Origin of the sequence: Streptomyces sp. NPDC015532, from assembly GCF_043078065.1 — a bacterium.
Lineage (GTDB): Bacteria > Actinomycetota > Actinomycetes > Streptomycetales > Streptomycetaceae > Streptomyces.
Genome location: NZ_JBIBSY010000001.1, coordinates 1,358,364 through 1,383,355 on the forward strand (window position 1 = coordinate 1,358,364; position 24,992 = coordinate 1,383,355).

Genomic DNA, 24,992 nt, shown 5'->3' on the forward strand with positions numbered 1-24,992 from the left:
GCAGTGAAGTCCGTCCATTCACAGATTGGTGGAGAGAACATGAATCAGGAAACGAATCTGGCCGAGTTCGACGTGAACGAGTTCACCGAGTCCTCGATCAACAACATGATGCGGTTCACGGACTTCTCGCCGCTGACGCAGTCGGAGCAGGAGTCCGCCGAGCAGGCGATTGCGCTCGGCTGAAACTGATCGATTGATCAGGCTGTCCGGGGCGGGCCCGCAGGGTCCACCCCGGACCGTCGAGAGGCCACGGAACGGAGACAGTGGGAATGCCCGGTGCGTTCTTTGTGATGAATGGGGTCGGTACGGAACCGGCCCGAAATGGCGGGGTTTTCGCCGTCAGGGTTCTTGGCTCCGACGTCGAAGGCATGGACAGGACTTCCATCGTGCGTCACATCGAGCGGAAGATACGGACAGCGGCCAAGGGCCAGCATGACGCACAGCGGTTGGCCGGCGACCTGCCCGTTGAGTTCGAGGTGGCCGACGGGGAGTTGGTCGCAGTGGTCAACATGGGTGACTCGATGGCTGGATGGGTGGTGCTCAGGACGCCGGGTCCCGCGCTGACCAGGCTCTCCCCTCACCGCACCATGCTCTGCGACCGTCCCGGCACGAGGCTGGCGTACGTGCCGGCGGCAGCGGCGGACCATCTGCCCGCAGCCCCCTCACCGCAGTGGGGCGCGAGTCCGGAAGGCGCGGGAGAATGACGGGCGGGGACCGAATCATTGTCGTGGACCAGTTCTACGCCGACCCGGACAGAACACGCCGGCTCGCTCTGTCCCACGACTACCGAAGCGCCGCGGCCTACAACTACCCGGGCTGGCAGAGCGACAAGATGGTGCAGAGCCCCGCACTCGTCAAGGCGTTCTCCGAACTCATCGGTGCAGCGGCGGACGTGGATTTCGACTCGTTCACGTTCGGTGGCTTCAGACTGGCGACGGAGGAGACTGGACGGCTCGCCAATGTGCATGCGGACCAGGCGGCGGACTGGGCCGGGATGGTGTATTTGACTCCGGATGCCCCGGACAGCGCGGGTACCGGGTTCTTCCGGCATCGGGCAACCGGGCTCGAGTGCCCGCCGACCGATGCGGAGGCGAGGGCCGCGGGCTACGGTGACGCTTTTGAATTCGAGGAACGAGTCATCATCCCGGACTATGCGGTGTTGAGCGCCTGGGAGTTGGTCGAATGGGTGGCCCCGGTTTACAACAGGCTTATTCTCTTCCGGGGTTGCGAGATGTATCACGCCTCGCTCGGTGGGTGCGGGGACAGTCCCGAGTCGGCCCGACTCACGCACAACTTCTTCTTCAACGAGGTCTCGTCGCAGGGACACGTCTCCCTTCACGACGGCCGTTTCAGGCGCTAGGAGGCCGCGATGCGCTCGCTGTTGAGTGTCGCGATGGAATGCCTGCCCGATGCGGCGGAATCGGGAGGACCTGACCTCGCGTTCATCGCGCTTTCGGGTGCCCTGCTCACCTGCGAGGGCGAGGATGTGGTGACACCGGGGCTCAGGAACGCGTGTTTCCGTCCGGCCCTTCCCGTTGCAACCGGAAGGAACGCGGGAGAGCTGCGCGGAACGGGCCTGGGACTGCGGACTCTCGCCCTGGTCTCAGAGGACTTCGACGGTACGGACGTCCAGACGCTCACGCTGCTTACCGTCATCGACGGCTGGAATCTGCTACGCGGTCACGGTCAGTGCATCGATCTGCGGCGGGCTGACCTTCGTGGGGCGCAGCTCGCCCATGCCGACCTGCGCGGCACGGACCTCCGGAACAGCGACCTGCGGGGCGCGAACCTCGAACGGGCCGATCTTCGCGGGGCGTTGCTTCGGGGAGCCGATCTGCGCGGCGCCGTGCTCAGGCGGTCGAACCTGATCGACGCGGACCTGCGGGAAGCGGATCTGCGGCGGGCCGATCTGAGCCACAGTGACTTCCGCGGTGCGCGATTGGGACGCTCGGCGCTCAGGGGCGCGGAGTTGTGGTCGGCGTTCGTCGGTAACGCCTCGATGGAGGACGCGTACCTCGAAGGCGTGGAGATGTCCCGAGCCGATGAACGCGGCAGTCGGGAGAAGAAGAAATCTGCTGTCCCGGAGTCTGTGTCCGTCGGAACGTCCACTCGCGGGGAGGCGTGAGCCGACCGTGACCACCGGCGAGGTCCGTTCACCCAAGACGCCACAGGAACCCCCCACCCCTCGTGCACCCCACGCCGACCGGACACCGATGTCGCCACCGCCGGCCGCACCCTCCCAGGAAGCCGACCGGCCCCGGGCGGCCGCACCTGTGGTCCGGCGTCTTCTGCTCGCGCTCTTCCTCAACTTCGGCATCACGAGCATCGCCTGCTACTCACTGCTTCCTGTGCTGCCCGTCCTCATGGAGGGGTGGCACTCGGGGCCTCTCTCCGTGGGCGTCGTCCTCTTCGCATTCAGCGCACTGCGGTTCTGCGGGTTCGTCGTCGTCGACCGGATGGACTTCAGCCGAGTCAGGCCGACGCTGACCCTGTCCTTGGCGGCCGCGGCGTCGCTGATGGGCATGGCGGCTCTCCTCCGAGGCGAACGGACCGTCGTGGTGATCCTCATGTGCGGCGTGGCTGTCTGCATGAGCGTCAACTCGGTGACCGTACGGACCTGTATCGGCGATTACGTGGAGTCGGCGGAGGAACGTGTGGGTGCGTTCTCGCGCCTCCAGGTGGTGACCAACCTGTGCTCTGCCGGGGGCCCCATGCTGGGTGCACTGCTGTACTTCCAGTCGCCGGGGAGATGGATGCTCGTCACTGCCCTTGTCTTCGCTGTCTCCGCGGCAGCGTCCTTCCTGGCCCTGCCCAAGGGGCTGAGGCTGGCCAAGGCTCCCAAGGCAGGGAGACGGACCTGGTGGCGAGACGCGGTGCGCAACCGGAGCCTGCGCGGCGTCGCATTGGCCTCGTTCGCCTGTTTCGCCCTCTACTCGCAGCTCTTCTCGGCGATGCCGCTGTACCTCTTCGACACCGCTCGCCCCACTGTTGCCGGCTCGGTGTTCCTCATCAACGCATTGCTCGTGGTGGTGCTGCAACTGCCCGTGGGGAAGTGGGCCGGAAGGGAGATGACGCGGAGCGGCGGCGGATTCCGGATGTTCGCGGCGGTGACCGCCTGTATGGCGTGCTCTTTCCTCCTCACGGGACTTTCCCGCTGGGCGACCGCCCTGTTGATTCTGGCGATCCTCGTCTTCACCGTGGGGGAGACGGTCCTCGGCGCGGTGAACGACCAGGCTTTCATGGAAGTCAAAGGCGATCTGGATACGCTCTCGGCGGTGAAATGCCGAATGCTGATCACGGCGTTGGGCTCATCGACGGGTGCCCTGGTCGGCGGCAGTTGTTCACTCGTGGTGGCCCACGCCTGGCGCTTCGAATTCTACTGGTACCTGGTCGCGATCTTCGGGGTGTGCGCCGCAGGTGCGTTCTGGAGTCGGAGCAGGGGGCCGATCGGCGTGCTTCCGGACCGCCCGTGAGGTCGGCCTCTCACCGATCCGAGCTGGTTCGGTGGTGCCAGAGCGTGGCGGATGGCGTCTTCTCGGGTGACGCAAGGGTCCGGAACCCGATCAGGCTCCCGCCACCCTCGCCGTCATCGGTGGCTGTGTTCTCGCCCCGGACGTCTTCGATGTCCTGCCAAGACCATGTCAGGGCGTCCTGCCAAGACCATGCCAGGGCGCGATTACGGGGACAGCCCTTGGCTCCCAGCCCGACCCGCATTGCGATCACGCCCTGAGGAGACGTCGCTTCACATGACCGTCGACACCCACTCACTCAGCTTCACCCAGGCCATGGCCCGCGTTCCCGGTCCCGTGGTCGTGGCGACCACCGTCGATGAGCACGGGCGGCGTTGGGGATTCACCGCGAGTTCGTTCGTCTCTTTGTCCCTCGACCCGCCACTGGTCATGGTCGGCCTGGGCAAGAAGGCCAGCACACACGGGGCTTTCACGGGCGCGGACCATTTCATGATCAACGTCCTGGCATCCGACCAGTCCGCCATCGCCCGTCGTTTCGCGACGTCGGGCGTGGACCGGTTCGCTGCCGGCGACACCATCCCGCTCGAACTGGGTTTGCCCGGCATACCGGAGGCCGTGATCCGGCTCGTGTGTCGCATGCATGACGTCGTCGACGGCGGGGATCACAGCATCCTGATCGGTCGGGTCGACGACTGCATCGGCTTGGGGGACCGCGAGGCGCTGGTGTACGTGGACCGGTCCTTCGTCCGCCCCGCAGGCCCTATCCCTGCTGTGGCCCGTGCCCGCTGACCAGCCGCGGTGTGAGGACCTGCGCGTAACGGGGGTTCTGGTCACCGGGTGCTGATGCCTCACCTGAGCGGATCGGCCAGTACGTGCGGGACCGCAGCGGAAGCCTGGACTCGATCGTCTCCGAAGCGTCTCCGTTCCTGCGTACGCGCAACGAGCTTGAGGCGCCGGACATCGAGGTTGTGCGTCTGGCGGTCGCCGCCGTCCAGGCCGCCGACCTCCTGCTCCACCCGACCTGGTGGCCCCCGTACTCCCACAACTGAGCAGGAGCGGCCGGGACGTGCGGTCGTCCGACCGACCGACCGACATCCTGATCTGCCGCCCAGGCGGCCGATCGACATCCTGATCTGCCGCCGAGGCGGCGGCAGTTGCCGGCGTCGGTCATGGTCGAGCGGCCTTCCGCGGCCCGAGAACGGCCCGGGGGGCTCACGCGTCCTTGCGGGTCGTGGCGGAGGGCGGGACTCCTTCTTGGCATGGATGCCGTACAACCGTCCGGCGGCATGGCGTGTCTGACGCGGCGAACCGTGGTTTCCCCGCTGTCCGCCCGCACGTATCCGCCGTTTCATCGCAAGGGACCCTCCATGCCCCGAACCGCTGCCGACCGTTGTCGCCCGCTGCCCAGGACCGCCGCCGCGATCGGTGTCATCGGCCTGATCGCCCTGGGTGCCGCGCCCGCCTCGGCCGACGGTCCCCAGCCCGTTCTGGCGCTGGCGCCTGTGTCTCCGGTCCTCGGAGTGAAGCCGGGCAGCAGCTTCGAGGTGCCGGTCGCCTTCGCGAACAAGGGCACCACCACGCTCGAAAAGGTCTACATCACGTATGTCGCTTCCTACGGACTGGCCCACCGGGAACTGCCCTCCAACTGCACCCGCTCCGATCTCCCCGAAGACGACGACATGCCGGCCTACTCCTCCGCGGTCTGCGAGTTCGACCAGACCCTGAAGCCCGGTGCCGTCTACGCGCCCGAGAAGGTGCTGTCGCTGAACGTCCTGGACCACGCGCTGTACGACTCCGTCTGGGTGTCGGTCGCCACCGGACCGGGAGAGGAAGACCCGGACCGTCCGGAACACCCGGTGCCCGGGACCGGACCCGTGGTGAAGCTGATCGAGCTGCCCTCGACCACCCCGGTGGGCGACAGCGACCCGGAGCACCCGGACCGGGACGGGGCCAAAGTGTCGGTGACCGCGGCGAACACGGCCGACTTGAAAGTGACGGGGGCGCGGTCGGCAGGACGCGTCGGCGACACGGTCACGGTGCAAGCGAAGATCACCAACACGGGTCCGGCCTGGCTGGCCCCGAGCGATCACCTGCCCCAGACCCTGATCACGATGCCCTCCGGTACGACAGTCACCGAGGCGCCGGACTACTGCTACAAGACGGCTACCGGCAGCTACAACTGCTACACCTCCATGGACTGGTTCGACGTGGGCGACGGCCAGCCCTTCACTTTCACCCTGCGGATCGACAGGGCGGTTCCCGGGGCCAAGGGGTCGGTGACCTTCGACGCGAAGCAGGCCCCGTACGACAAGAACAGGAAGAACGACACGGCCGCGATCCTCCTCGACATCGACGGCGCAGACGGCGGCTCGACGAGTGGCGGCGGCTCCGTGGGCGGCAACGGTTCCACCGGTGGTTCCGGCTCGACATCCACCGCGGGTGGCTCCGGCAGCGGGTCCCCGGGCGGCTCGGGGTCCACGGGCGGTTCCACCGGCGGCTCCGGGTCCGCGGGCGGTTCGGCGTCGGCCGGTTCCCCGGGCTCCTCGACCACCGGGGGCGACCTGGCGAGCACCGGCTCCGGTTCCGCTCTGTCCCTCGCGGGTCTGGCCACCGCGGCCCTCGCCGTCGGGGCGGGCACCGTGCTGCTGGTCCGCCGGCGCGCGGCCCGGCGCTGACGGCCGGACGCCGCCGTTCTCACAGGCCGGACGCGAACCCTCTCAGTGCTTCGAAGTCGGGTTCGCGCAGGCCTGTGCGGGGGTTCACGTGGTGCAGGAGGGCGGGGGCCGGGTGGTGGGCGGCTACGAACCGTTCGTCGGGCGGGGTCTGTTCGTCGTCGACCCAGGCGAACGGGCGGCCCCCGGCGTGGGACACGATGCGTTCCGTCTTCCAGTGGACGCCGTCCGGGCGCTCGGTGAAGAGGGCGCCGGTGAAGTCGACCCAGGGAAGTTCGGGCAGGCCGATCACCGGGGCGATCCAGCGGTTCGCGGAGTCCATCCAGGTGGTGGCCCAGCACAGGTCGTACCCGAGGGCGAGGAGCGCGCGCCCGTGGTCGGGGTGGAGCCAGACCCGTAGCGGGCGGCCGGGCTCCAGCGCCACGCGGATCGTGGTGTACCCCGCGGGCCGGCGCTCCTTCTGGGCCGCGTAGGGATTGAGCGGGCCGTCGACGTCGAGGAACAGCAGGGGTCGGCTCATCGGGTCACGGTAGAGGGCGCCGGGCCGGGGGCGGGGAAATTTTTTCGGAGCGGTTCGTGCCGGGAGGCATAGCGGGACGCGGCGGCGCGCGTCACCAGGGACACAGGGGGCGGCCGCAAGGGGCCGCCGGGGACGAGAAGGTGACGATGGATGCCGAAGCGGATGAGACCTTCCGGGACTTCGTGGCGAACAGGTCGTCCGCGCTGCTGAAGACGGCGGTCCTGCTCAGTGGGGGAGACCGGCACGCCGCCGAGGATCTGCTGCAGAACGCGCTGATCAAGGTGGCCGGCCGCTGGAACCGGATCGACGAACCCGAGGCGTACGTACGGCGGATCCTGTACCGGCAGCAGGTGAGCCGCTGGCGGCTGAAGTGGCCGAGACGCGAACTGAGCGTCGCGGAACCGCCCGAGACGTCCGGCCCCGCGGCCCCCGGCACGGACGCCTCGGCGGCCGCCGAACTGCGGGTCGTCATGCGGGGCGCGCTGGCCCGGCTCACCGCGCGGCAGCGCACCGTGCTCGTGCTGCGCTACTTCGAGGATCTGCCCGAGGCCGAGGTGGCCCGGCTCCTCGGCTGCTCCGTCGGAACCGTGCGCTCCACGGCACATCGCTCGCTCGCCCGGCTGCGGACGCTCGCCCCCGAACTGGCCGCGCTCGGCCCGGGGCACGAGCCGCAGCCGCCGTCCCGTGACTTCTCGCCCGTGGAGGTACGCCGGTGAACGTCGAAGAACTCCTCCGCGACACCTTCCGGGAGCAGGCCGAGAACGGCCCGCGCACACCGCCGGGCTTCGCCGACCGCGTCCTCGCCGTCCGCCGGCGCCGCAGGGCCCGTACGATCGCCGGAGCCGCGCTGGCGACCGTGGCGGCGATCGCCGTGACGGTGGCCGTTCCGCGGCTCGACGGCGGCGGGCAGGACGTGCGCCCGGCCGGTCGGGTCGACCGGAGCGACATCGTCGCCCACACCGATCAGTACCCGCCGCGCGACATGGTCGCCGCGGGCGACACCGTGCTCGCCGCGTTCAGCGTCCAGTCGCTGGTGAAGCAGCCGGACAAGGACGAGGTTCTCACCCGCACCTACCAGCGGCTGGACCGGCGGACCGGACAGTATGTGAAGGACACCCGGTGGTCCGTCCTCGACACCGTGCCGAGTTCACGGACCGCGGCCGTGCTGGAACGCGGGCTCCCCGCCCAGCGCGTCGGACTGCTCGACCTGACGACCGGCGAGATCCGCCGCTGGATCCCGGTCCCCCAGGGCGCCGGCGGCGTCGCTCTCTCGCCCGACGGCAAGAAGATCGTCGCGACGACGTACTCCAGCGATCCCGACCGGCGCTACTGGAGCCACCGGATCGAGACCAGCGGACCCGACGGCGAGAAGGGCTGGATGCTGGAGGGCGTGGCCTCCCGGACCGGTTTCAGCGTCATCGACGTGGCCTCCGGGCGCACGGAATGGCGCCGGGCGCCGGACTGGAAGGACGAGTGGGGGCGCTCGCAGGGCGGCCGCTGGGACTTCCGCTTCAGCGCCGACAGCCGACTGCTGTACGAGCACATCGTCACCCAGCCCCACCGCCAGTACCACGATCTGTCGGGCAGGAGCGTGGCCACGCCCGCGAACGAGGTGAAGTTCGAGCTCGAACTGGCCGGATACTCACCCGACAAGAAGCACCTGGTCCACCCGTCGGGGGTGCGGGACATGACGACCGGCAAGGAGGTGCCCAAGGTGTCCGACTACATGGCGCGCCTCGCCTGGGCCGACAACAAGAGGCTCATCGTCTTCGAGAACAGCCGGCACGGCGACCACCCCCACCGGCTCGCCCTGTTCACCCTCGGTTCCTCCAAGGCCGTGCCGCTCACCGCCTACGGCCCGCAGATGATGTCCGAACTGGGCTCTTGGGAGCCCCTGTTCAGCGCCCGCTGACCGCCGTTCCGGCCATGCCGACCGCCTCCTGGTGGGCCGCCCGCAGCCCGTCGACCGTCTCCCGGTCGGCGGGCCGCAGCGGTGCGCGGACCGGGCCCGCCGGCAGCCCGAGCGTGGCCAGCAGCGCCTTCGCGGTGACGGTGCCGGGCAGGCCCGCCGCCATCATCGCCTCGATCAAGGGCATCGCCCGCCGCGTCAGCCCGGCCGCCCCCGCCGTGTCGCCGCCGTCGAACGCGTCGAGCACGGCCCGCGTCAGGCCCGGCACGACGTTCGCCACCGTGCTGACGTACCCGGCCGCGCCGATCGCGTACAGCGCGAGGATGTACTCGTCGCAGCCCGCGTAGTACGCCAGCTCCGTCCGGGCCAGCACCTTCTGCGTACCGAGCAGGTCGTACGCGCAGTCCTTCACCGCCACGATCCGCGGATGCCCCGCGAGCCGGATCATGGTCTCCGGCTCGATCCGCGTCCCGGTGCGGCCCGGGATGTCGTACAGCATGAGCGGCAGCCCCGAGGCGTCCGCGATCTCCCGGAAATGCGCCTCGACCGCGTCCTGCGGAGGCCTGCTGTAGTACGGCGCGACCACCAACAGCCCGTCCGCGCCCGCCTTCTCGGCCGCCAGTGACAGTTCCACGGTGTGCCGGGTGTCGGCGGTCCCCACCCCCGCCACGATCGGCACCCGGTCGCCCACGGCCTCCCGCACCGCCGTGATCAGCGTGGCCTTCTCGGCGTCCGACGTGGTCGGCGACTCGCCCGTCGTCCCGGAGAGCACCAGCCCGTCGCACCCCTCGGCCACCAGCCACCCGGCGAGCCGCCGCGCGCCCTCGACATCCAGCGCGCCGTCCCGCGTGAACGGCGTGACCATCGCGCAGAGGGCACGCCCGAAAGGAGGGGCGGGCCGCGTCGGCCGCGGGACGGCGGTGACGGCCGGGGCAGGGGGGACAGGGGGCGCGGGGGCGGTCCTCGGAACGGTCATGAACGTAGTGTCGGCCACCCCATTGTGAAGCTCCACTTAAATCTCCTACGAGATATCGTCAATGAACGCTACGGAGTAGGGGTGTGGGGATGAGCGAGGCACTGGTGCCAGACCGGGGCGTCATGGGTCACCATGGCCTGAACGGCAGTCGTCGGCACAGCGGGAGGCGTCATGAGGCTCGGCAAGGCACTCGCCACCGGAGTGGCTGAGGAACAGGTCCACGCACACGAGGGCGCGACCGAACTCCCCGAGCTCGTCGAGGAGTCGGAGGCATCCGTGCCCGAAGAGGTTCCGGCCGGCCGATGAGGCTGCGGCTCCCCGAGGAACGCCCGAAGGAGCCTCCGACCGGATACAAGATCGCCCACCCGGTGCTGTCCCAGGACGGCACCCGGGCCGGGTTCACCGGCGTGTCGCTGGGTGGTGCGCTGCCGTACGGAGTGGTGGACGAGGCGAGGTGTGTCTACGGGCGGCGGCACCGCGCCCCGCACCGCCGCTGCGACTGCGGCTTCCACTACGTGCACGAGTCCTCCGTCGCCGAGGCGATGCTGTGCACCGCGGAACACCGGGCCGCCGTTCTCCTCGAAGTCTCCGTCCTCGGCGCCTACATCCGTTTCGAGCGGGGATTCCGCTACGCCCGTCAGCGGGTGCGCAGCGCCGGAGTCGGCCCCTGTGGCTGCGGCGCGGTGGCCGCGGCGCTGGCCGACGCCGGCTGGGGGCGTCCGGGCTGGCGCGTTCTGACGGCCGCGTGCGCGGGCTGCCTACGCGGCCGTACGTCGCTCTCGCTCGCCTCCTTCGCGCGGCTGGCCGGCGCGGGGCTGAGAGTCCGGGCCGCCGGCGTTGAAGCTCTTGAGGGAGCCGCGACCGGTCCCGGGGGCGCCGCGACCGGTCCCGGGGGCGCCGCGACCGGTCCCGGGGTGGCCGAGCTGGTCGCGGAGGCCGCGCTGCTCCAAGCCCGACTCGACTGGTTCCAGAGTCAGTTGGGCCGATTGCACGACCGAGGAACCCAGGGGTAGCGCGCGCCGGGCCGGGTAATCGAAGGAGCCGGAGGGGAATGACGCGGCGGCGGACCGGACGCCGGTCCGCCGCCGCGTCGTACGCACGCCGCCGACCCCTCCGTTCATACCCGCTCGGCGGTGTCCCGGCCGGACCCGGCACGCGTCGGCGTGATCCCTGTGTCCACCTTCTCCCGGGCCGCGCGCAACGCCCGCAGACGCGGCGGCCACTTGCGGGTGTCACGCGGTTCGACGTAGGGCTCCTCGGTCGGGGGCCGGCCCTCCGTGATGGCGCGCTGGCGGGCCAGTTCCGCGTCGAACTCCAGGCCCAGGAGAATGGCGAGGTTGGTGAGCCAGAGCCAGACGAGGAAGACGATGGCGCCCGCGAGCGTTCCGTACGTCTTGTTGTACGAGCTGTAGCCGGCGACGTACACGGCGAATCCCGCGGACGCGGTGAGCCAGACCAGGGTGGCGAGGACGCTGCCGGTGCTGAACCAACGGAAGCCGCGGCCGGAGACGTTGGGCGCAGCCCAGTACAGCAGCCCGATCATCAGCTCCACCAACACCAGCAGGACGGGCCACTTGACGATCGACCACACGGTGATCGCCGCGTCGCCGAACCCGAGCGCGGTGCCGGCGCGTTGGGCCAGCGGCCCGGTGAACACCACGATGATCGCGCTCCCGGTGAGAAGCAGCATCAGCGTGATGGTGAGCACCAGCCTGAGCGGCGTGACCTTCCAGACCGGACGGCCCTCCGGCAGGTCGTACACGGCGTTGGACGCACGGATGAACGCGCCGACGTACCCGGACGCGGACCACAGTGCCGCGAGCAGGCCGACGATCGCCAGCACCCCGCCCGTACCCCCGCTGTCCGCCAGTTGCTTCACCGCGTCACGCAGGATGTCGCGGGCCGGGCCCGGGGCCAGGTCGCCCACGTTGTCGAGGAGCCTGTCCGTGACGCGCTGCCCCAGGACACCGAGGAGGGAGACCACCACCAGCAGTGCGGGGAACAGCGACAGCACACCGTAGTAGGTCAACGCCGCGGCACGGTCGGCGAGTTCGTCGTCACGGAACTCCTTCACCGTGCGCCAGGTCACGGACCCCCACGCCCGTACGGGCAGTCGGACCGGGCCGTCCTTCCCGGCGGGCCCCGCGGTCGGCGTACCCGTACCCGGACCCGTCCCGATGTCGGTCCTCGTGGCGGTGCCCGCGTCCGCGTCCGTGACCGTGTCCGGAAGAGCTCGCTGCTTCGATTCCGGTCGCTTCTCGTCCATGACCGCCGTCTTGCCCGAATCCCGCTCCTGAAGCCCACCGGGAGCGCCCGGGTCGCCACGGAACACGGGCCTTCGTGAACGCGTGAACTCCGGCCGTCCGGAGCTTCGGCCACCCGGTCCTCCGCCACCCGGGAACTCCGCCCCCGACCCACCGACGATTTGAACCGTCTGGACAAAAAAAGTTTTCGGTGGGAGTCTGGAGTCATGTTGGACGTGACCGTGATCGAGGACGCCGAGGCCGCCGCCGTGTCGCTGGACCCCATACGGTCCCGGCTGCTCGCCGAACTGGCCGCCGGGCCCGCGTCGGCCGCCATGCTGGCCGGCAAGGTCGGCCTGCCCCGGCAGAAGGTGAACTATCACCTCAAGACCCTGGAGCGGCACGGCCTGGTCGAGCTGGCGGGCGAGCGCCGCAAAGGGAACGTCACCGAGCGGATGATGCGGGCCACCGCGGCGTCGTACGTCATCTCGCCCCAGGCGCTGGCCGCCGTACAGCCCGATCCGGACCGTTTCCGGGACCAGCTGTCCGCCCGCTGGCTCCTCGCGCTCGGCGCCCGGCTCGTCCGGGACGTCGGCCTGCTCGTCACCGGAGCCACGAAGGCCCGCAAGCGGCTCGCGACGTACGCGCTCGACGGCGAGGTGACCTTCGCGTCGGCGGCCGAGCGCGCCGCGTTCATCGAGGAGCTGACGGCCGGGGTGAGCGCGCTCATCCGCAAGTACCACGACGGGGACGCGGAGGCCGGGCGCCCGCACCGGATCGTCGTCGCCGTCCACCCCACCGTCAAACCCGAGGCCGCGGCCGGAGCCGAGGCCGTCACACGGACCGAAGCCGTGGCCGGACCCGAACCCGTCGGGCAGCCGCGGACGGCGGCCGGACCCGAAGCCGCGGCCGTCACACAGAACGACGCCGTGGCCGGACCCGAGGCCGTGCAAGCCCCCGCGGATCCCGAAACCACCCACTGATCATCCAGGAGTCATCATCATGCCCAAGGAATTCGAGGTCGCCCGCGAGTACGAGGTCGGCGTTCCGCCCGGTCAGGTGTGGGACGCGATCACCAGCGGCAGCGGCGGCTGGCTGTGGCCCATGGAGTTCGAGCCGCGCGAGGGCGGGGCCGGACCCTTCGGCAGCACCATCACGACCTGGGACCCACCGCACCGGCTGACCGTGCGCACCGAGGACGTCGGCTTCCCGACCCAGAGCCTCAACCAGATCGACCACACCATCGAGGCCCGTGACGACGGCCGGAGTTCCTGGGTCCGCTACGTGCACAGCGGCATCTTCACCGACGACTGGGACAACCAGTACGACGGAGCCGACAAGCACACCGACTTCTATCTGCACACACTGCGCGAGTACGTGACCCACTTCGCGGGCCGGCCGGTGGCCTTCGCGACCTTCGACGGGCCCGGCGTGTCCGCGGAATCCGACGCCTTCGCGACCGTCGGACGGGCGCTCGGCCTCTCGGACGACACCGCCGAGGGCGCGCGGGTGCGGGCGAAGGGACCCGGCGGCGAGGACGTCGACGCCGTGCTCGACTACCGCGACCCGTACTTCATCGGGCTGCGCACCGACAGCGCGCTCATCCGCTTCTTCGGGCGAGGCCGCTGGGGCGCGCCGGTCGGCATGAGCGTCCACGACTTCGCGCCCGGCGCCGACGCCAAGGGCAACGAGAGGGCCTGGAAGGGCTGGCTCGACGGGGTCTTCGCGGGCTGACCGGCGCGCGGGCCGGTCAGCCGGCCCCGCGGGACGAAGGAGTCACGCTCCGCGGTCCAGGCGGAGACCCGCTCAGCGCCCCGAGGAGCGGCCGCCGCGAGCAGGCGAAGAGCCCGGCCCCCCGGACGACGGGGCCGGGCTCTCGCGCACCGGAGCGACTACGGACGGAACCGCAGCACCTGCGGGTCGTGGTCGCTGATCTGGTCGGAGAACTCCGAGTTGATGTGCACGCTGTCGTACGCCAGGTCGCAGCCCTTGCGGATCGAGGGGCTGACCAGGATCTGGTCGAGGACCTGGGCGTTCCCCTGGTAGTCGTAGGTGTAACGCTGGCTCTTCGGCAGCGACTTGATCGCCGACCAGAGTTCGCCGTCGCCCTCCAGGATCTTGGCCGTGTCGGAGAACTCGAAGTCGTTCATGTCGCCGAGCGCGATGACGTCGGCGTTCTTCTGCGTCTTCAGGATCTCGTCGACGAAGGCGTTCACCACGGTCGCCTGGGCGTGCCGCTGGACCTCCGAGCTGCGCGCCGGGGGCTGGTACTGCGCGGTCAGACCCTGGTCACCGCCCTTGGAGTTGAGGTGGTTGGCGATCACGAAGACCGTGTGGCCGCGGAAGACGAACTCGCCCGCGAGCGGCTTGCGGCTGCTCTTCCAGGCCTCGTTCGCCGGGTCGACGCGGCCGGGCGACGCGGTGAGCTGCGCCTTGCCGTGCACCTTGGTGACCCCGACGGCGGTCGCCGAGTCGCCGCCCGCGCGGTCGGTGAACGAGACCCGCTCGGGGTTGAAGAGGAAGACCTGACGGATGTTGCCGCCGGGCTCGCCGCCGTCCTGGTCGTTGACCGGGTCGATGGAGCGCCACTGGTACGTCGGGCCGCCCGCCGCGACGATCGCGTCGATCAGCTTGTTCACCGTCTGGTCGGCGGCGACCGTGCCGTCGTCCGTCGCGCCGTTGTTGTCCTGGATCTCCTCCAGGGACACGATGTCGGGCGAGTTCAGGTTGTTCACGATCGCGGACGCGTGCGCGGCGAACGTGCCGTCGCCCGGGTCCAGGTTCTCGACGTTGTACGTCGCCACCGCCAGCTCGCCGCGCGCCTGCTTCCGGGTGGTCTCGCGCTCCAGACCGCCCTTCTGGAGGGTGCCGAGCTGATTGGCGACGAGGGTGTAGCCGCCGAACTGGTTGTAGTCGAGCGGACCCGCCGTGGTGCCGGCGAGCTTGTCGCCGACGTTCGCGGCCGGGAAGTCGGCGGTCGCGCCGAGGGACTGGATCTGTATCCGTCCGGTGTTCTGCGAGGCGTACGAGCCGTACACGGTGCCGCCACGGAGCGTGGCGTGCTCGTGCGGCTTCACCGTCACCCACAGCTCGGTGTACGGGTCGGTGGCGGTGACCACACGGGTGTCGGCGACCTGGACGTTCATGCCCTCGAGGGACTCGTAGTAGTCCAGGGCGTACGTCGCCGGCTCCAGGGCGAGGGCGTTGACCGAACCGCCCGCGGCGGTGTCGCCGGCCGGGGCGTAGTCGTCCGGCACGGACCGGGCGTCGACGACCGTCGCGGCCGGCACGGCGTTGCCGCTGGAGACGACGGTGACCGTCGGCTTGGTGACCTCGGTGACCGACTGGTTGCCGGTGGAGGCGCCGCCCGGGACGTACTCCGAGATCGTGCCCGTCACGGTGACCGAGTCACCGACGGCGACCTTGGGCGCGGAGCTGGTGAAGACGAAGACGCCCTCACTGGTGGCGGGGTCGGCGTCCGGGGTGGGGTCCTGGAACCAGAAACCCTTGGACGAACCGTACGTCCGCACGCCGGTGACGATGCCGGGCACGTCGGAGACCTTCGCGCCCGCGAGGGGGGAAGTCCGGGTGGTGCCCTGGATGTCGTGGATGTGGACGGTGTCCGCCTGGGCCGGTGTGGTGAGCACGACGGCGGAGACGGTGGAACAGACCGCGGCGACGGTCAGCGCGCCGATGCGCGCGGTTCTCTTGCTCGGCAAGGGAATCCCTCCGGGGACGTTCATGAGCGCCGGGACGAGGGTGGACTGGTGGGGGGAACGTGACCCGCTTGCGGGCCAGTGACGCGCGTAGAAGAGGCTGGGCCGTACGGCCGTTGAACTTCTACGCGCGTCAATCTCGTGTGTGACGAGGGGAGTTGTCAAGGTTTCGGTGGTGTACGAGACCTGTCGTATACATGAACCGGGCGGCATGGGTGGAAATCCGTCTAGGCTGAGCAGTCGGCACGGATGTCCCGGGCCGCCTCCGGGCCTCGGCCCGCCGGCGCCCGGCGGGATCCGGCGCACGCCGTGACCGATGGTGTTCGGAGGAGAACTCAGCCGATGTCAGACAGCTCTTCCCTGCCGCCCGTGCGACTGCACTCCGAGGCGCGGCTGGCGCGGGACGCGCTCGCCGCGCCGCTGCTCTCCCGCGCCGCGCGGCTGGCCCGCTGGGCGGGCCCCGCCACCCGTGTCGGCGCCGGGGGCGAACTCGTCGAGGAACAGCTTCCCGAGGCGGCCGGAGTCCTCGGCCTGACCGGTGACGACGCGGCCGCCCTCGCCAGTGAGGCCTGGCGGGTGGCCGTCGACACCGGGCTCGTCGAGACGGCGGACGAGGAGGAGGGCACGGTCACCCAGGGCGAGGACCTCGCCCTGCTCACCTCCGGCGCCCCGCAGGACGTCCTCGGCTTCTGGCTCGGCGCCCTCGACGTCGTGCTGGCCGACGCGAGCGTGCCCGACCTCGGCGATCTCGTCGACGCCATGGGCGAGGAGGGCGAGATCGATCTCTCCTCCCTGGACTGGGACCCGGACGCGGAGTCCGCGTTCCTCGACGGGGTGCTCGGCAACCTGTATCTGCTGACCGTCGGCGAGGACGCGCTCGGCGAGGTGTCGGTGCCGCTGCCCGCGCTCGCCGCCTCGGTGATCCTTCCCGACGACATGGGGGAGCCCACCGACGACGTCCTGGAACAGGTCTCGGACGCCATGATGCGGCTCGACGACCAGTTCAGGCTGCTGGAGCCCATCGGACTCGTCGAGTTCCAGCCGGTCGACGAGGCCCTGATGGCCGAGGCCGCCGAGGAATCCGCCCCCGCCGACGACATGGACGTCACGCGGTACGGGGTCGTGCGCCTGACACCGCTCGGTCTGTTCGGACTGCGTGCCCGGCTGATCGAGGCGGGCTTCTCCGCCCCCGCGGTGGGCGAGCTGACCGACAAGGGCGCGGACACACTGCTGGACGGCACGGCCGGCTTCCCTCCGACCGCCGCCCAGGCCGAGATCGAGCAATGGCTCGCCCGGCGTGAACCGCTCCCCGCCGCAGAGGAGTTGCTGTCCGCGGCGCGTGGCGCGGACGCGAACGCCCCGCTGCGCCGCCTGCACTGCCAGCAGGCCCTCGCGCTCGTCGGGGCACAGGCCGAGCCGGCGCTGCGCGACGTGCTCGACGACGCCGAACTGGGCGGTCTCGCCCGGGTCTGGCTCTCCGAGCGCGGCGCGCCCGACGTGCCCCCGCCGTCCGAGACGATGGTGTTCTGGCTGACCATCGACACGGTGGCGGCACAGCTCGCCGCGGAGGGGAACTCCGCGGAGCTCCAGTCCCTGGTCGAGGGCCTGGCCCAGCAGCACAGCGGCTTCTTCGACATGGCCTGGCGGGTCGATCACCCCGCCGCCCCGGACGTCCTGGAGGCCATGGGCCGTCTGCACCCCGACAAGAAGGTGGCCAAGGAGGCCCGCAAGGCGGCGTTCAAGGCACGGTCGCAGCAGGGAGCGTGACGAGGCCGGTGAGGTGACTCGGGGACCGTGTGCCGGGTCCCTGGCCGGGTCCCCGGCCGGGCCCCTGTGCCGGACCCGTGGGCGGGCCGCTCCCCGGAGCGGCCCGTTCCCCTGTGCCGGTCGGGTGGATTCACGCAAGGGGGCCCCCGGACGTCGGCGCGCGTTCAACTCGTGTTCAGGCGAGGGCGGGACGGTGTGGCCGCGAACCGAGGTCGCCAGCCGCTCCCCTCAAGAACCTTCCGAGTTCACCGTCACAGGAGACATCACATGTCGCTCTCTCGCAGGGACTTCGCCAGGCAGTCCGCGATCACCGGTGCAGGCGTGGTCCTGATCGGCAGCGTGGGCTCCCTCGCCACCGCTCCCAACGCGCTCGCCGCCACGGAGACGGAGACCGGGGGCGCGGGTGAGGACGCGGCGGAGTCCCGCCACGGCGGCGTCGGCTACGGCCCGCTCGTCACCGATCCCCAGGGCCTCCTCGCGCTGCCCGCCGGGTTCTCCTACCGCGTCATCACCTACAGCGGCCGCACCAAGCTGGACTCGGGTGAGTTCACCCCGTCCAACCACGACGGAACGTCCACCTTCGACGGCCCGCGCGGCGCCACCCTCCTGGTCAACAACCACGAGCTGGCCGGCCCCCGCGCCAACTGGCCCCACCCGGTGCCGCTCACCGAGGGCCTCGTCTACGACCCCGCGGCCGCGGGCGGCTGCACGGTCGTCGAGGTGCGCCGGGACAAGGTCGCCGAATGGGTCGGCATCGCCGGCACGGCCACCAACTGCGCGGGCGGCAACACCCCTTGGGGCACCTGGCTGACCTGCGAGGAGACCGAGGACAAGGCCGGCACCAACGGCTTCACCAAGGACCACGGCTACGTCTTCGAGGTCGACCCCGAGGACCGCCGCCGCAACCGGGACCCCAAGCCGATCAAGGCGCTCGGCCGCTACGCGCACGAGGCCGTCGTCGTCGACCCCAAGCGCGGCCGCCTCTACCTCACCGAGGACGCGTCGGGCCCCAACGGCCTGCTCTACCGCTGGACGCCCCCGCAGGGCTTCGAGCACGGCCACGGACAGCTCCGCACCCTCGGCGACACCGACGGCTCGCTCCAGGCCTTCAAGTGCTTCGACTCCGGCGGCCGTTACGTCGACGACCTCTCCCGTGCCACGAAGATCGGCACGGTGTACGGCGTGGACTGGGTCGACGTCCCGGACCGTGACGCCAGGACCGTCTCCGTCCGCAAGCAGTTCACCGCCGGCCAGGTCACCCGCGCCCGCAAGCTCGAAGGCATGTGGTGGAGCGACGGCGGCGTCTACATCGTCTCCTCCTACGCCCGCACCGAGAGCCCCGGCCAGGCGCACGACGGAGCGGTCTGGTTCTACGACCCCAAGCGCCGCACCCTGACGCTGAAGGTCCTCATCGGCGTGAACCCCGACCCGTCCGTCGACGGCGCCTTCGACGGCCCCGACAACATCACCGTCTCCCCGTACGGCGGCCTCGTCATCGCCGAGGACGGCGAGGGCGTCCAGCACCTCTTCGGCGCCACCGAGAGCGGCCGTACGTACCCGATCGCCCGCAACGAGCTGAACATCGGCACCGCCGAGGCGCCGGAATACAGCGAGTTCACCGGTGTCACCTTCTCGCCCGACGGCAGGACCCTCTTCGCCAACATCCAGGTGCCGGGCATCATGCTCGCCATCACCGGACCCTGGAAGCGGCAGAAGCGCGGCTGAACTCCCGCCGCTTCCCCGGCGATTTAATTCGCTCGCCCGACGCGCGGCCGCCCTCCTAAAGTGATGCATGTCCAGGTGCGAAGGCAGGACCTACTTCCACTGCTAATGGGGCGGCCGCGGGTTCGATTCCCGCCACCGGTACAACGCGCCGGTGTAGCTCAGGGGTAGAGCACCTACGTCGGTTCAGCCGAACCTGAACTCTGGACACCACAACTTCACGCACCTCCCGGTGCGCGGGCCGCGGCTACTTCTCTCTCAAAGAACCCATGCCGCGGCCGACTTGATCTCGGGAGGCGCAGCACATGGTGGGTGCCCGGTGCGCAGGCAACGGTTACTTCATCGGGATCGGAAGGCCGCGGGTTCAAGTCCCGTCATCGACTTCGGGTCGGTGTAGCTCAGTTGGCAGAGCGTCCGAACAGTTCCGTCGCCGAATTCCGACCTCGGGCACCCTCCATTTGCTGTGCCTCCCTCCGAAACGCGACGTCACCGTCGTAGAAGGAATTCGGGGGAATTCACCATGGCACGATTCAACACCAAGGCCGCCAAGGCGCAGCCCACTTCCCGCGTGACGTCCACCGGCCGGGTGCTGCGGACGCACCAGGGCGGCCGGGGCCACGAGCGCGACGCGCGCTCCGAGCTCTTCCTTCTGGCGATCGCCAACTTCGTCTCGCAGCAGACCTTCTACGAGACGGGCGAGGCCCGCGACGACCGGTTCGCCGCGCTCGTGCGCGAGCTCGCCGTCACCGACCCGTCCTGGACCGCCGGCCTGCTGGGCTGGCTGCGCGGAGAGGGAAACCTGCGCACGGCCTCGCTCGTGGGCGCCGCCGAGTACGTGAAGGCGCGCCTGGACGCGGGTGCCACCGACGGTCCGGCCAACCGGCAGGTCGTCGCCTCCGTGCTGCGCCGGCCGGACGAGCCGGGCGAGCTGCTCGCCTACTGGACCTCCCGGTACGGCCGCAACGTGCCCAAGCCCGTCAAGCGGGGCATCGCCGACGCCGTACGAGGCCTCTACCACGGCAAGTCGCTGCTGAAGTACGACACCGCGTCCAAGGGGTACCGCTTCGGTGACGTCCTCAATCTCGTCCACGCGGCACCGGACCCGGACAAGTCCTGGCAGGGCGACCTGTTCCAGTACGCGCTGGACCGTCGCCACAACCCGGACACGGCCGTCGTCCCCACGTCGCTGCCCGTGCTGGCCGCCCACCGCGACCTCATGGCGCTGCGGCCCGCCGAGCGGCGCGAGGTCGTGACCGGCGCGCAGGGAGCGCGGCGGCTGGCGGACGCGGGGATGACCTGGGAGGCGCTGGCCGGCTGGCTTCAGGGGCCGATGGACAAGGCGGCCTGGGAGGCCGTCATCCCGTCCATGGGCGCCATGGCGCTCGTCCGCAACCTGCGCAACTTCGACGAGGCCGGCGTCAGCGACGAGGTGGCGGCACAGGTCGCCGCGAAGATCAGTGACCCGGCGGAGGTCGCGCGCTCGCGGCAGTTCCCGTTCCGCTACCTCGCGGCCTACCAGCACGCGCCGTCGCTGCGCTGGTCGTACCCGCTGGAGCAGGCACTCGGTCACTCGCTGGCCAACGTGCCCGCGCTGCCCGGCCGGACCCTGGTGCTCGTGGACCGTTCGGGCTCGATGTTCTACTCGCGCCTGTCGGAGCGTTCCGAGCTCAACCGGGCCGACGCGGCGGCGATCTTCGGCACGGCGCTCGCGCTGCGGGCGGCGGACGCGGATCTCGTCGAGTTCGGTACCGCCAGCAAGCGGGTGAAGTTCCGCGCGGGCGAGTCGGTGCTCAAGGTCATCGAGCGGTTCGGCGACCTCGGCGGCACCAACACCAGCGACGCGGTCCGCGCGCACTACAAGAAGCACGACCGGGTGCTCATCGTCACCGACGAGCAGGCCGCGTACAGCCACCACGGCGACCCGACCCAGCAGGTCCCGGCGCACGTTCCGGTCTACACCTGGAACCTCGCCGGATACCGCCCGGGCCACGGGCCCTCGGGGACGGGCAACCGGCACACGTTCGGGGGGCTCTCTGACGCGGCTTTCCGCATGGTTCCGCTGCTGGAGTCGGCGCGGGACGCGGACTGGCCGTGGGTCCAGGCCGGCTGAGGGGTGAGGCCCTCGGGTCAGGGACAGGGCGCGGCCCGTACTTCGGTACGGGCCGCGCCCTTGTGCGTGCCGGGTCCGGCGGGCCCCTCTAGGCGCCGCGTTCGCGTGCGGTGCCGGTGATCACGAAGGCCGACAGCACCAGTGCGGTCAGGGCGATCAGGGAACCGGCGCCGAACGCGCGGGCCGAGCCCTCCGTGAGGATCTCCGACGGTGAGCCGTGGGAGTGCCGGGTCGCCGTGCCGAAGACGGTGACCAGGACGGAGAGTCCGAGGGTGCCGCCGAGCCACTGGAGGGTCTGGAGCAGTCCGGACGCGGATCCCGCCTCGCGCGGTCCGACGCCCGCGAGGATGGTGGCGTTCAGCGGCAGGAAGCTCAGGCCGACGCCCAGCCCCATCACCAGCAACGGGCCCAGCAGGCCGGAGAGATAGCCGTCGCCGGGCTCCAGCCGCCACAGCCAGGCGCAGGCGACCACGATCAGGGACATGCCTGACAGCAGGACGGGCTTGGCGCCGAAGCGCTGGAGCAGCCGAGGCACGAGACGCACGGTCGTGAACATCACCAGAGTAAGCGGCAGGAAGGCGAACCCCGTGCGCAACGGGCTGTATCCGAGGGCCTGTTGGGCGACCAGCGTGAGGAAGTAGAACGCGCCGAACATGCCGGCGGGCAGCAGCAGGACGCCGGCGTAACCGCCCGCCCGGTTGCGGTCGGCGAAGAGACGCGGCGGCATGATCGGCTGCTCCGCGCGCGTCTCCACCAGGAGGAAGCCGACGAGCAGGGCCGCCGCCGTACTGAAGCCCAGCATCGCCTGGGTGTCGCTCCAGCCCTGCTCCGAGACCCGGATGAACGCGTAGACCAGGGAGGCCGTGCCCGCCGTGCCGGTGAGCGCCCCCGCCGCGTCGAAGCGGCCCGCGTGGCGCGGGGTCTCGGTGACGAAGCGCGGCAGAGCGGTGGCGACCGCGATGCCGATCGGCACGTTGATCAGCAGGGACCAGCGCCAGGACGCCCACGACGTGAGCACGCCGCCGAGGACCAGGCCGACGGACGCGCCGATCCCGGCCATCGAGGAGTAGACGCCGAGGGCGTGGTGGCGACGGGGGCCTTCGGGGAAACCGGTCGTGATGAGGGCGAGGGTGCTGGGGGCGATGAGCGCGGCGCCCACGCCCTGGAGCGCGCGGGCCGCGAGCAGCCAGGAGCTCTCGGTCGCGAGGCCGCCGAGCAGCGAGGCGGCGGCGAAGAGGAGGGCGCCGGCGGTGAGGGTGCGACGGCGGCCCGCGATGTCGCCGATCCGGCCGCCGAGCAGGAGAAGGCCGCCGAAGGCGAGGGTGTAGGTGTTGAGGACCCAGGACAGGCCGGTGGGGGTGAAGCCGAGGTCCCGCTGGACGTCCGGCAGGGCGACGTTGACGACGGTGGAGTCGATTCCGACCATCAGATAGGCCGTCACGATGACGAGAAGGGCGGTGCTGCCGGGCTCGTCCGCGGGGCGGAGGCGGCTCGGGCGTAAGGCGGCTGACGGGCTGTCGGGGGCGGGGGTGCCGGTGGGCATGGAGTTCTCCTGGTCTGGCGTCCCCGGTACGGTGCGAGTGGGCAGCACGGACTGCCCGCGAAATAAGCGGGGACTGTCTCCGTTTAACCCTCGCCAAGATACGGAGAGGGTCCCCGGTTCGCAAGGAGTATCTGAATGGCCCAGGTCAAGCCGATGCGGGCGGATGCGCGGCGGAACTATGAGCGGCTCCTCGCGGAGGCGGCGGTCGCGTTCGCCGAACACGGGGAAGGCGCGTCCTTGGACGACATCGCCAAGCGGGCCGGCGTGGGGTCCGGGACGCTGTACCGGCACTTCCCCACCCGGCAGGAGCTGCTCGAAGCGGTCTACGTGGACACCATCGAGGCGATCGCCGTGCGCGCGGACGAGCTCGCGGCGGAGCTGCCGCCGGGTGAGGCCCTCGGGGAATGGCTCAACGAACTGGGCCTCGGGATGATCCAGGTGCGGGGGCTGAAGGCGCTGCTCGGGTCGGCCGTCGCGGACGGGAGCTCCGAGGTGCTGGCCCGGTGCGGGGCCTTCGTGAAGGGGGCGGCGGGGCGGCTGGTCGAGGCGGCCCAGCGGGAGGGGACCCTGCGGGCCGATCTGGAGCCGATCGACGTACTGCGCCTGGTGCATGGGGTGGCCACCGCGTCGGAGCTCGGGAGCGGGGACGGGGCGTACATCCGCCGGTATCTCTTGTTGCTGACGGAGGGGTTGCGGGCGTAGCCCTCCGGGGTGTCACCAGGTTCGGGTGCGGGGTCGCTGCGCTGGCGTTCGCGGGTGAGGGTCGGGTGTCGGTTCGGTGGGGGGTCGGGGCCGTGCCGGTACATCCGCCCGTCGCCGTTGGACGAGAGGTGACCGTCGGTGGCGACGGGCATGTGATGTACCGGCACGGCCCCTCCCGCCGGATCCCGCCCGCGGGTGCGTCGTGGTGGCGGCCGTCCAGGAGGATTCAGTCCCGGCCGGGGCTGAGTTTCAGCCCTCCGGAGTTTGAGGAGCGGGGTCTGGGGCGGAGCCCCGGGTATGGCAGGCGCAGGGGCGGAGGGGGCGAGGGAAGGGGGTGCCGGAGCCGGGCCGGACTCTCGCCCACGGCCAGGGGGCGCCGTGGGTCAGAGGGACTCTGCTGCCGGCTTCACCATGCCGCGGACCGTGCGGGACTTGACGAAGCTGCCCAGGGCCGTCATGTCCCACTCGCCGGAGAACTGCTTGATCAGCTTGGCCATCATGACGCCCGTCTGGGCCTCGGCGTTGGTGAGGTCGAAGCGGACGAGCTCCTCGCCGCTGGCCGCGTCGATGAGGCGGCAGTACGCCTTGGCCACCTCGGTGAACTTCTGGCCGGAGAAGGAGTTGACCGTGAAGACCAGGCCGGTGACCTCCTGGGGGAGACGGCCGAGGTCGACGGTGATCACCTCGTCGTCCCCGCCGCCCTCGCCCGTGAGGTTGTCGCCGGAGTGCTTGATCGCGCCGTTCACGATCGAGAGCTTGCCGAAGTAGCAGCTGTCGATGTGGTTGCGCTGCGGGCCGTACGCGATGACCGAGGCGTCCAGGTCGATGTCCTTGCCGCGGAAGGCGGGTTCCCAGCCGAGGCCCATCTGGACCTTGGAGAGGAGCGGGGCGCCGCCCTTGACCAGGGACACCGTCTGGTTCTTCTGGAGGCTGACCCGGCCCTTGTCGAGGTTGATCTTGCCGGTGGCCGGAGGCGCGGGGGGCATGGGCGGGACCGGGGGAGCGGCCGGCGTCCGGGGAGCGGCGAGGCGGGGGTCCGCGGCCGGGGCCGGCGGCTGCGCCGCGGGGGCGGGCTGTGCGGCCGGGGCGGGTTCCTCCACGCTCACGCCGAAGTCGGTGGCGATGCCCGCCAGGCCGTTCGCGTAGCCCTGGCCGACCGCGCGGGCCTTCCAGGCGCCGTTGCGGAGGTAGATCTCGACGATCACCAGGGCCGTCTCCGTGCCCAGCCGGGGCGGGGTGAAGGTGGCCAGCTCCGCGTTGTCGTCCGCGTTGCGGATCGTCGCGGTGGGCTCGATGCCCTGGAAGGACTGGCCCGCGGCGTCCGGGCTCGCGGTGACGACGATCTTCTCGATGCCCGGGGGGACCGCGCTGGTGTCGACCGTGATCGCGTCCGGCGCCGTGCCGCCGCCGGAACGGTAGGTCACGCCGGGTCCGGTGGGCTGGTTGTAGAAGATGAAGTCCTCGTCGGAGCGCACCTTGCCGTCGGCGGTGAGCAGCAGGCTCGACACGTCGAGCCGCACCGGGGCGGTGACGTCCACCGTCACACGCGAGACGGGGAGAGGGATGTTCGAGCCGGGCGTCATAGCTGTCATGACAGGGGTAACGAGCAAAGGCGCTTTACCGTTCCCTTACCCAAGGGGTG

At 70.7% G+C, this 24,992-nt stretch carries 24 protein-coding genes; 18 read left to right on the forward strand and 6 right to left on the reverse strand.

All coding sequences use genetic code 11. The features are described from left to right. The first annotated feature begins 39 nt into the window (after positions 1-39). The 8 genes from ACF07B_RS05790 to ACF07B_RS05825 all read left to right on the forward strand — a co-directional run bounded on the left by ACF07B_RS05790 (position 40) and on the right by ACF07B_RS05825 (position 6,145). Positions 40-183 (forward strand): hypothetical protein, encoded by a 144-nt coding sequence (locus ACF07B_RS05790; protein ID WP_369481375.1) that lies wholly within the window; start codon positions 40-42, stop codon positions 181-183. 185 nt (positions 184-368) lie between these two features. After that, positions 369-704 carry a hypothetical protein gene (locus ACF07B_RS05795; RefSeq protein ID WP_384236191.1) on the forward strand — a complete coding sequence of 112 codons (336 nt, stop codon included), beginning with the start codon at positions 369-371 and terminating at the stop codon, positions 702-704. Next, entirely contained in the window at positions 701-1,360 is a 660-nt protein-coding gene (locus tag ACF07B_RS05800) for a DUF6445 family protein (RefSeq protein ID WP_384236194.1), read from the forward strand. Before ACF07B_RS05795 ends, ACF07B_RS05800 begins: the two co-directional genes overlap by 4 nt. 9 nt (positions 1,361-1,369) lie before the next feature. Then, on the forward strand, positions 1,370-2,125 hold the full coding sequence (locus ACF07B_RS05805; protein WP_369481372.1) for a pentapeptide repeat-containing protein: 756 nt from the start codon (positions 1,370-1,372) through the stop codon (positions 2,123-2,125). Between the two features lie 7 nt (positions 2,126-2,132). Beyond that, complete coding sequence (locus ACF07B_RS05810) at positions 2,133-3,473, forward strand: MFS transporter (protein WP_369481371.1); 1,341 nt, start codon at positions 2,133-2,135, stop codon at positions 3,471-3,473. A gap of 273 nt (positions 3,474-3,746) precedes the next feature. Further along, positions 3,747-4,259: a flavin reductase family protein gene (locus ACF07B_RS05815; protein ID WP_384236201.1), complete on the forward strand. Its 513-nt coding sequence runs from the start codon at positions 3,747-3,749 to the stop codon at positions 4,257-4,259. Positions 4,260-4,342: 83 nt separating this feature from the next. Continuing rightward, entirely contained in the window at positions 4,343-4,519 is a 177-nt protein-coding gene (locus ACF07B_RS05820) for a hypothetical protein (RefSeq protein WP_392177841.1), read from the forward strand. Between the two features lie 318 nt (positions 4,520-4,837). Further along, positions 4,838-6,145 carry a hypothetical protein gene (locus tag ACF07B_RS05825; RefSeq protein ID WP_392177842.1) on the forward strand — a complete coding sequence of 436 codons (1,308 nt, stop codon included), beginning with the start codon at positions 4,838-4,840 and terminating at the stop codon, positions 6,143-6,145. 19 nt (positions 6,146-6,164) lie between these two features. Here ACF07B_RS05825 and ACF07B_RS05830 read toward each other — a convergent pair whose 3' ends face one another. Next, positions 6,165-6,662: an HAD domain-containing protein gene (locus ACF07B_RS05830; protein ID WP_392177843.1), complete on the reverse strand. Its 498-nt coding sequence runs from the start codon at positions 6,660-6,662 to the stop codon at positions 6,165-6,167. A gap of 146 nt (positions 6,663-6,808) precedes the next feature. Here ACF07B_RS05830 and ACF07B_RS05835 point away from each other — a divergent pair, with 146 nt between their 5' ends. Together ACF07B_RS05835 and ACF07B_RS05840 are read left to right on the forward strand one after the other, a co-directional pair. Beyond that, the gene (locus ACF07B_RS05835) at positions 6,809-7,378 is read left to right on the forward strand and encodes a SigE family RNA polymerase sigma factor (protein ID WP_369481364.1); all 570 of its coding nucleotides are present in this window, start codon (positions 6,809-6,811) and stop codon (positions 7,376-7,378) included. Beyond that, the gene (locus ACF07B_RS05840) at positions 7,375-8,574 is read left to right on the forward strand and encodes a YncE family protein (RefSeq protein ID WP_392177844.1); all 1,200 of its coding nucleotides are present in this window, start codon (positions 7,375-7,377) and stop codon (positions 8,572-8,574) included. Before ACF07B_RS05835 ends, ACF07B_RS05840 begins: the two co-directional genes overlap by 4 nt. On the opposite strand, the gene dapA is transcribed toward ACF07B_RS05840, so the two are convergent. After that, positions 8,561-9,547, reverse strand: a complete 987-nt coding sequence (gene dapA / locus ACF07B_RS05845; protein ID WP_392177845.1) for a 4-hydroxy-tetrahydrodipicolinate synthase — start codon at positions 9,545-9,547, stop codon at positions 8,561-8,563. The genes ACF07B_RS05840 and dapA overlap by 14 nt on opposite strands. A gap of 171 nt (positions 9,548-9,718) precedes the next feature. Between dapA and ACF07B_RS05850 the strand changes: the two genes are divergently transcribed. Further along, a complete protein-coding gene (locus tag ACF07B_RS05850; RefSeq protein WP_369481358.1) occupies positions 9,719-9,853 on the forward strand; it encodes a hypothetical protein in 135 nt (44 codons plus the stop codon). Further along, positions 9,850-10,560: a hypothetical protein gene (locus ACF07B_RS05855; protein WP_392177846.1), complete on the forward strand. Its 711-nt coding sequence runs from the start codon at positions 9,850-9,852 to the stop codon at positions 10,558-10,560. The genes ACF07B_RS05850 and ACF07B_RS05855 overlap by 4 nt, the downstream gene beginning before the upstream one ends. Before the next feature lie 104 nt (positions 10,561-10,664). On the opposite strand, the gene ACF07B_RS05860 is transcribed toward ACF07B_RS05855, so the two are convergent. After that, a complete protein-coding gene (locus ACF07B_RS05860; RefSeq protein ID WP_392177847.1) occupies positions 10,665-11,813 on the reverse strand; it encodes a YihY/virulence factor BrkB family protein in 1,149 nt (382 codons plus the stop codon). 204 nt (positions 11,814-12,017) lie between these two features. Here ACF07B_RS05860 and ACF07B_RS05865 point away from each other — a divergent pair, with 204 nt between their 5' ends. After that, positions 12,018-12,773, forward strand: coding sequence for an ArsR/SmtB family transcription factor (locus tag ACF07B_RS05865; RefSeq protein WP_392177848.1), 756 nt, complete (start codon positions 12,018-12,020; stop codon positions 12,771-12,773). A 19-nt stretch (positions 12,774-12,792) separates the two neighbouring features. Continuing rightward, a complete protein-coding gene (locus ACF07B_RS05870; protein ID WP_392177849.1) occupies positions 12,793-13,524 on the forward strand; it encodes an SRPBCC domain-containing protein in 732 nt (243 codons plus the stop codon). A 158-nt stretch (positions 13,525-13,682) separates the two neighbouring features. Here the strand turns inward: ACF07B_RS05870 and ACF07B_RS05875 are convergent, their stop codons facing one another. Further along, a complete protein-coding gene (locus ACF07B_RS05875; RefSeq protein WP_392177850.1) occupies positions 13,683-15,509 on the reverse strand; it encodes an endonuclease/exonuclease/phosphatase family protein in 1,827 nt (608 codons plus the stop codon). Between the two features lie 339 nt (positions 15,510-15,848). Here ACF07B_RS05875 and ACF07B_RS05880 point away from each other — a divergent pair, with 339 nt between their 5' ends. The 3 genes from ACF07B_RS05880 to ACF07B_RS05890 all read left to right on the forward strand — a co-directional run bounded on the left by ACF07B_RS05880 (position 15,849) and on the right by ACF07B_RS05890 (position 21,105). Further along, the gene (locus ACF07B_RS05880; protein WP_392177851.1) at positions 15,849-17,273 is read left to right on the forward strand and encodes a hypothetical protein; all 1,425 of its coding nucleotides are present in this window, start codon (positions 15,849-15,851) and stop codon (positions 17,271-17,273) included. A 267-nt stretch (positions 17,274-17,540) separates the two neighbouring features. Next, positions 17,541-18,998 (forward strand): alkaline phosphatase PhoX, encoded by a 1,458-nt coding sequence (locus tag ACF07B_RS05885; protein WP_392177852.1) that lies wholly within the window; start codon positions 17,541-17,543, stop codon positions 18,996-18,998. A gap of 517 nt (positions 18,999-19,515) precedes the next feature. After that, on the forward strand, positions 19,516-21,105 hold the full coding sequence (locus ACF07B_RS05890) for a TROVE domain-containing protein (RefSeq protein WP_392177853.1): 1,590 nt from the start codon (positions 19,516-19,518) through the stop codon (positions 21,103-21,105). Between the two features lie 88 nt (positions 21,106-21,193). Here ACF07B_RS05890 and ACF07B_RS05895 read toward each other — a convergent pair whose 3' ends face one another. Beyond that, positions 21,194-22,648: an MFS transporter gene (locus ACF07B_RS05895; protein ID WP_392177854.1), complete on the reverse strand. Its 1,455-nt coding sequence runs from the start codon at positions 22,646-22,648 to the stop codon at positions 21,194-21,196. Positions 22,649-22,783: 135 nt separating this feature from the next. Here ACF07B_RS05895 and ACF07B_RS05900 point away from each other — a divergent pair, with 135 nt between their 5' ends. Then, positions 22,784-23,350, forward strand: coding sequence for a TetR/AcrR family transcriptional regulator (locus tag ACF07B_RS05900; RefSeq protein WP_392177855.1), 567 nt, complete (start codon positions 22,784-22,786; stop codon positions 23,348-23,350). 383 nt (positions 23,351-23,733) lie between these two features. Here ACF07B_RS05900 and ACF07B_RS05905 read toward each other — a convergent pair whose 3' ends face one another. After that, entirely contained in the window at positions 23,734-24,933 is a 1,200-nt protein-coding gene (locus ACF07B_RS05905; protein ID WP_392177976.1) for a TerD family protein, read from the reverse strand. Positions 24,934-24,992 lie beyond the last annotated feature (59 nt).

Excerpts from the sequence above, each read along its gene's own strand:
- ACF07B_RS05795 (WP_384236191.1), top strand. The coding sequence starts at position 369 with ATGGACAGGACTTCCATCGTGCGTCACATCGAGCGGAAGATACGGACA.
- ACF07B_RS05830 (WP_392177843.1), bottom strand. The coding sequence starts at position 6,662 with ATGAGCCGACCCCTGCTGTTCCTCGACGTCGACGGCCCGCTCAATCCC.
- ACF07B_RS05905 (WP_392177976.1), bottom strand. The coding sequence starts at position 24,933 with ATGACGCCCGGCTCGAACATCCCTCTCCCCGTCTCGCGTGTGACGGTG.
- ACF07B_RS05855 (WP_392177846.1), top strand. The coding sequence starts at position 9,850 with ATGAGGCTGCGGCTCCCCGAGGAACGCCCGAAGGAGCCTCCGACCGGA.
- ACF07B_RS05800 (WP_384236194.1), top strand. The coding sequence starts at position 701 with ATGACGGGCGGGGACCGAATCATTGTCGTGGACCAGTTCTACGCCGAC.
- ACF07B_RS05860 (WP_392177847.1), bottom strand. The coding sequence starts at position 11,813 with ATGGACGAGAAGCGACCGGAATCGAAGCAGCGAGCTCTTCCGGACACG.
- ACF07B_RS05900 (WP_392177855.1), top strand. The coding sequence starts at position 22,784 with ATGGCCCAGGTCAAGCCGATGCGGGCGGATGCGCGGCGGAACTATGAG.
- ACF07B_RS05805 (WP_369481372.1), top strand. The coding sequence starts at position 1,370 with ATGCGCTCGCTGTTGAGTGTCGCGATGGAATGCCTGCCCGATGCGGCG.
- ACF07B_RS05890 (WP_392177853.1), top strand. The coding sequence starts at position 19,516 with ATGGCACGATTCAACACCAAGGCCGCCAAGGCGCAGCCCACTTCCCGC.
- ACF07B_RS05880 (WP_392177851.1), top strand. The coding sequence starts at position 15,849 with ATGTCAGACAGCTCTTCCCTGCCGCCCGTGCGACTGCACTCCGAGGCG.
- ACF07B_RS05870 (WP_392177849.1), top strand. The coding sequence starts at position 12,793 with ATGCCCAAGGAATTCGAGGTCGCCCGCGAGTACGAGGTCGGCGTTCCG.
- ACF07B_RS05815 (WP_384236201.1), top strand. The coding sequence starts at position 3,747 with ATGACCGTCGACACCCACTCACTCAGCTTCACCCAGGCCATGGCCCGC.
- ACF07B_RS05865 (WP_392177848.1), top strand. The coding sequence starts at position 12,018 with ATGTTGGACGTGACCGTGATCGAGGACGCCGAGGCCGCCGCCGTGTCG.
- ACF07B_RS05835 (WP_369481364.1), top strand. The coding sequence starts at position 6,809 with ATGGATGCCGAAGCGGATGAGACCTTCCGGGACTTCGTGGCGAACAGG.
- ACF07B_RS05885 (WP_392177852.1), top strand. The coding sequence starts at position 17,541 with ATGTCGCTCTCTCGCAGGGACTTCGCCAGGCAGTCCGCGATCACCGGT.
- ACF07B_RS05825 (WP_392177842.1), top strand. The coding sequence starts at position 4,838 with ATGCCCCGAACCGCTGCCGACCGTTGTCGCCCGCTGCCCAGGACCGCC.
- ACF07B_RS05790 (WP_369481375.1), top strand. The coding sequence starts at position 40 with ATGAATCAGGAAACGAATCTGGCCGAGTTCGACGTGAACGAGTTCACC.
- ACF07B_RS05895 (WP_392177854.1), bottom strand. The coding sequence starts at position 22,648 with ATGCCCACCGGCACCCCCGCCCCCGACAGCCCGTCAGCCGCCTTACGC.
- ACF07B_RS05850 (WP_369481358.1), top strand. The coding sequence starts at position 9,719 with ATGAGGCTCGGCAAGGCACTCGCCACCGGAGTGGCTGAGGAACAGGTC.
- dapA (WP_392177845.1), bottom strand. The coding sequence starts at position 9,547 with ATGACCGTTCCGAGGACCGCCCCCGCGCCCCCTGTCCCCCCTGCCCCG.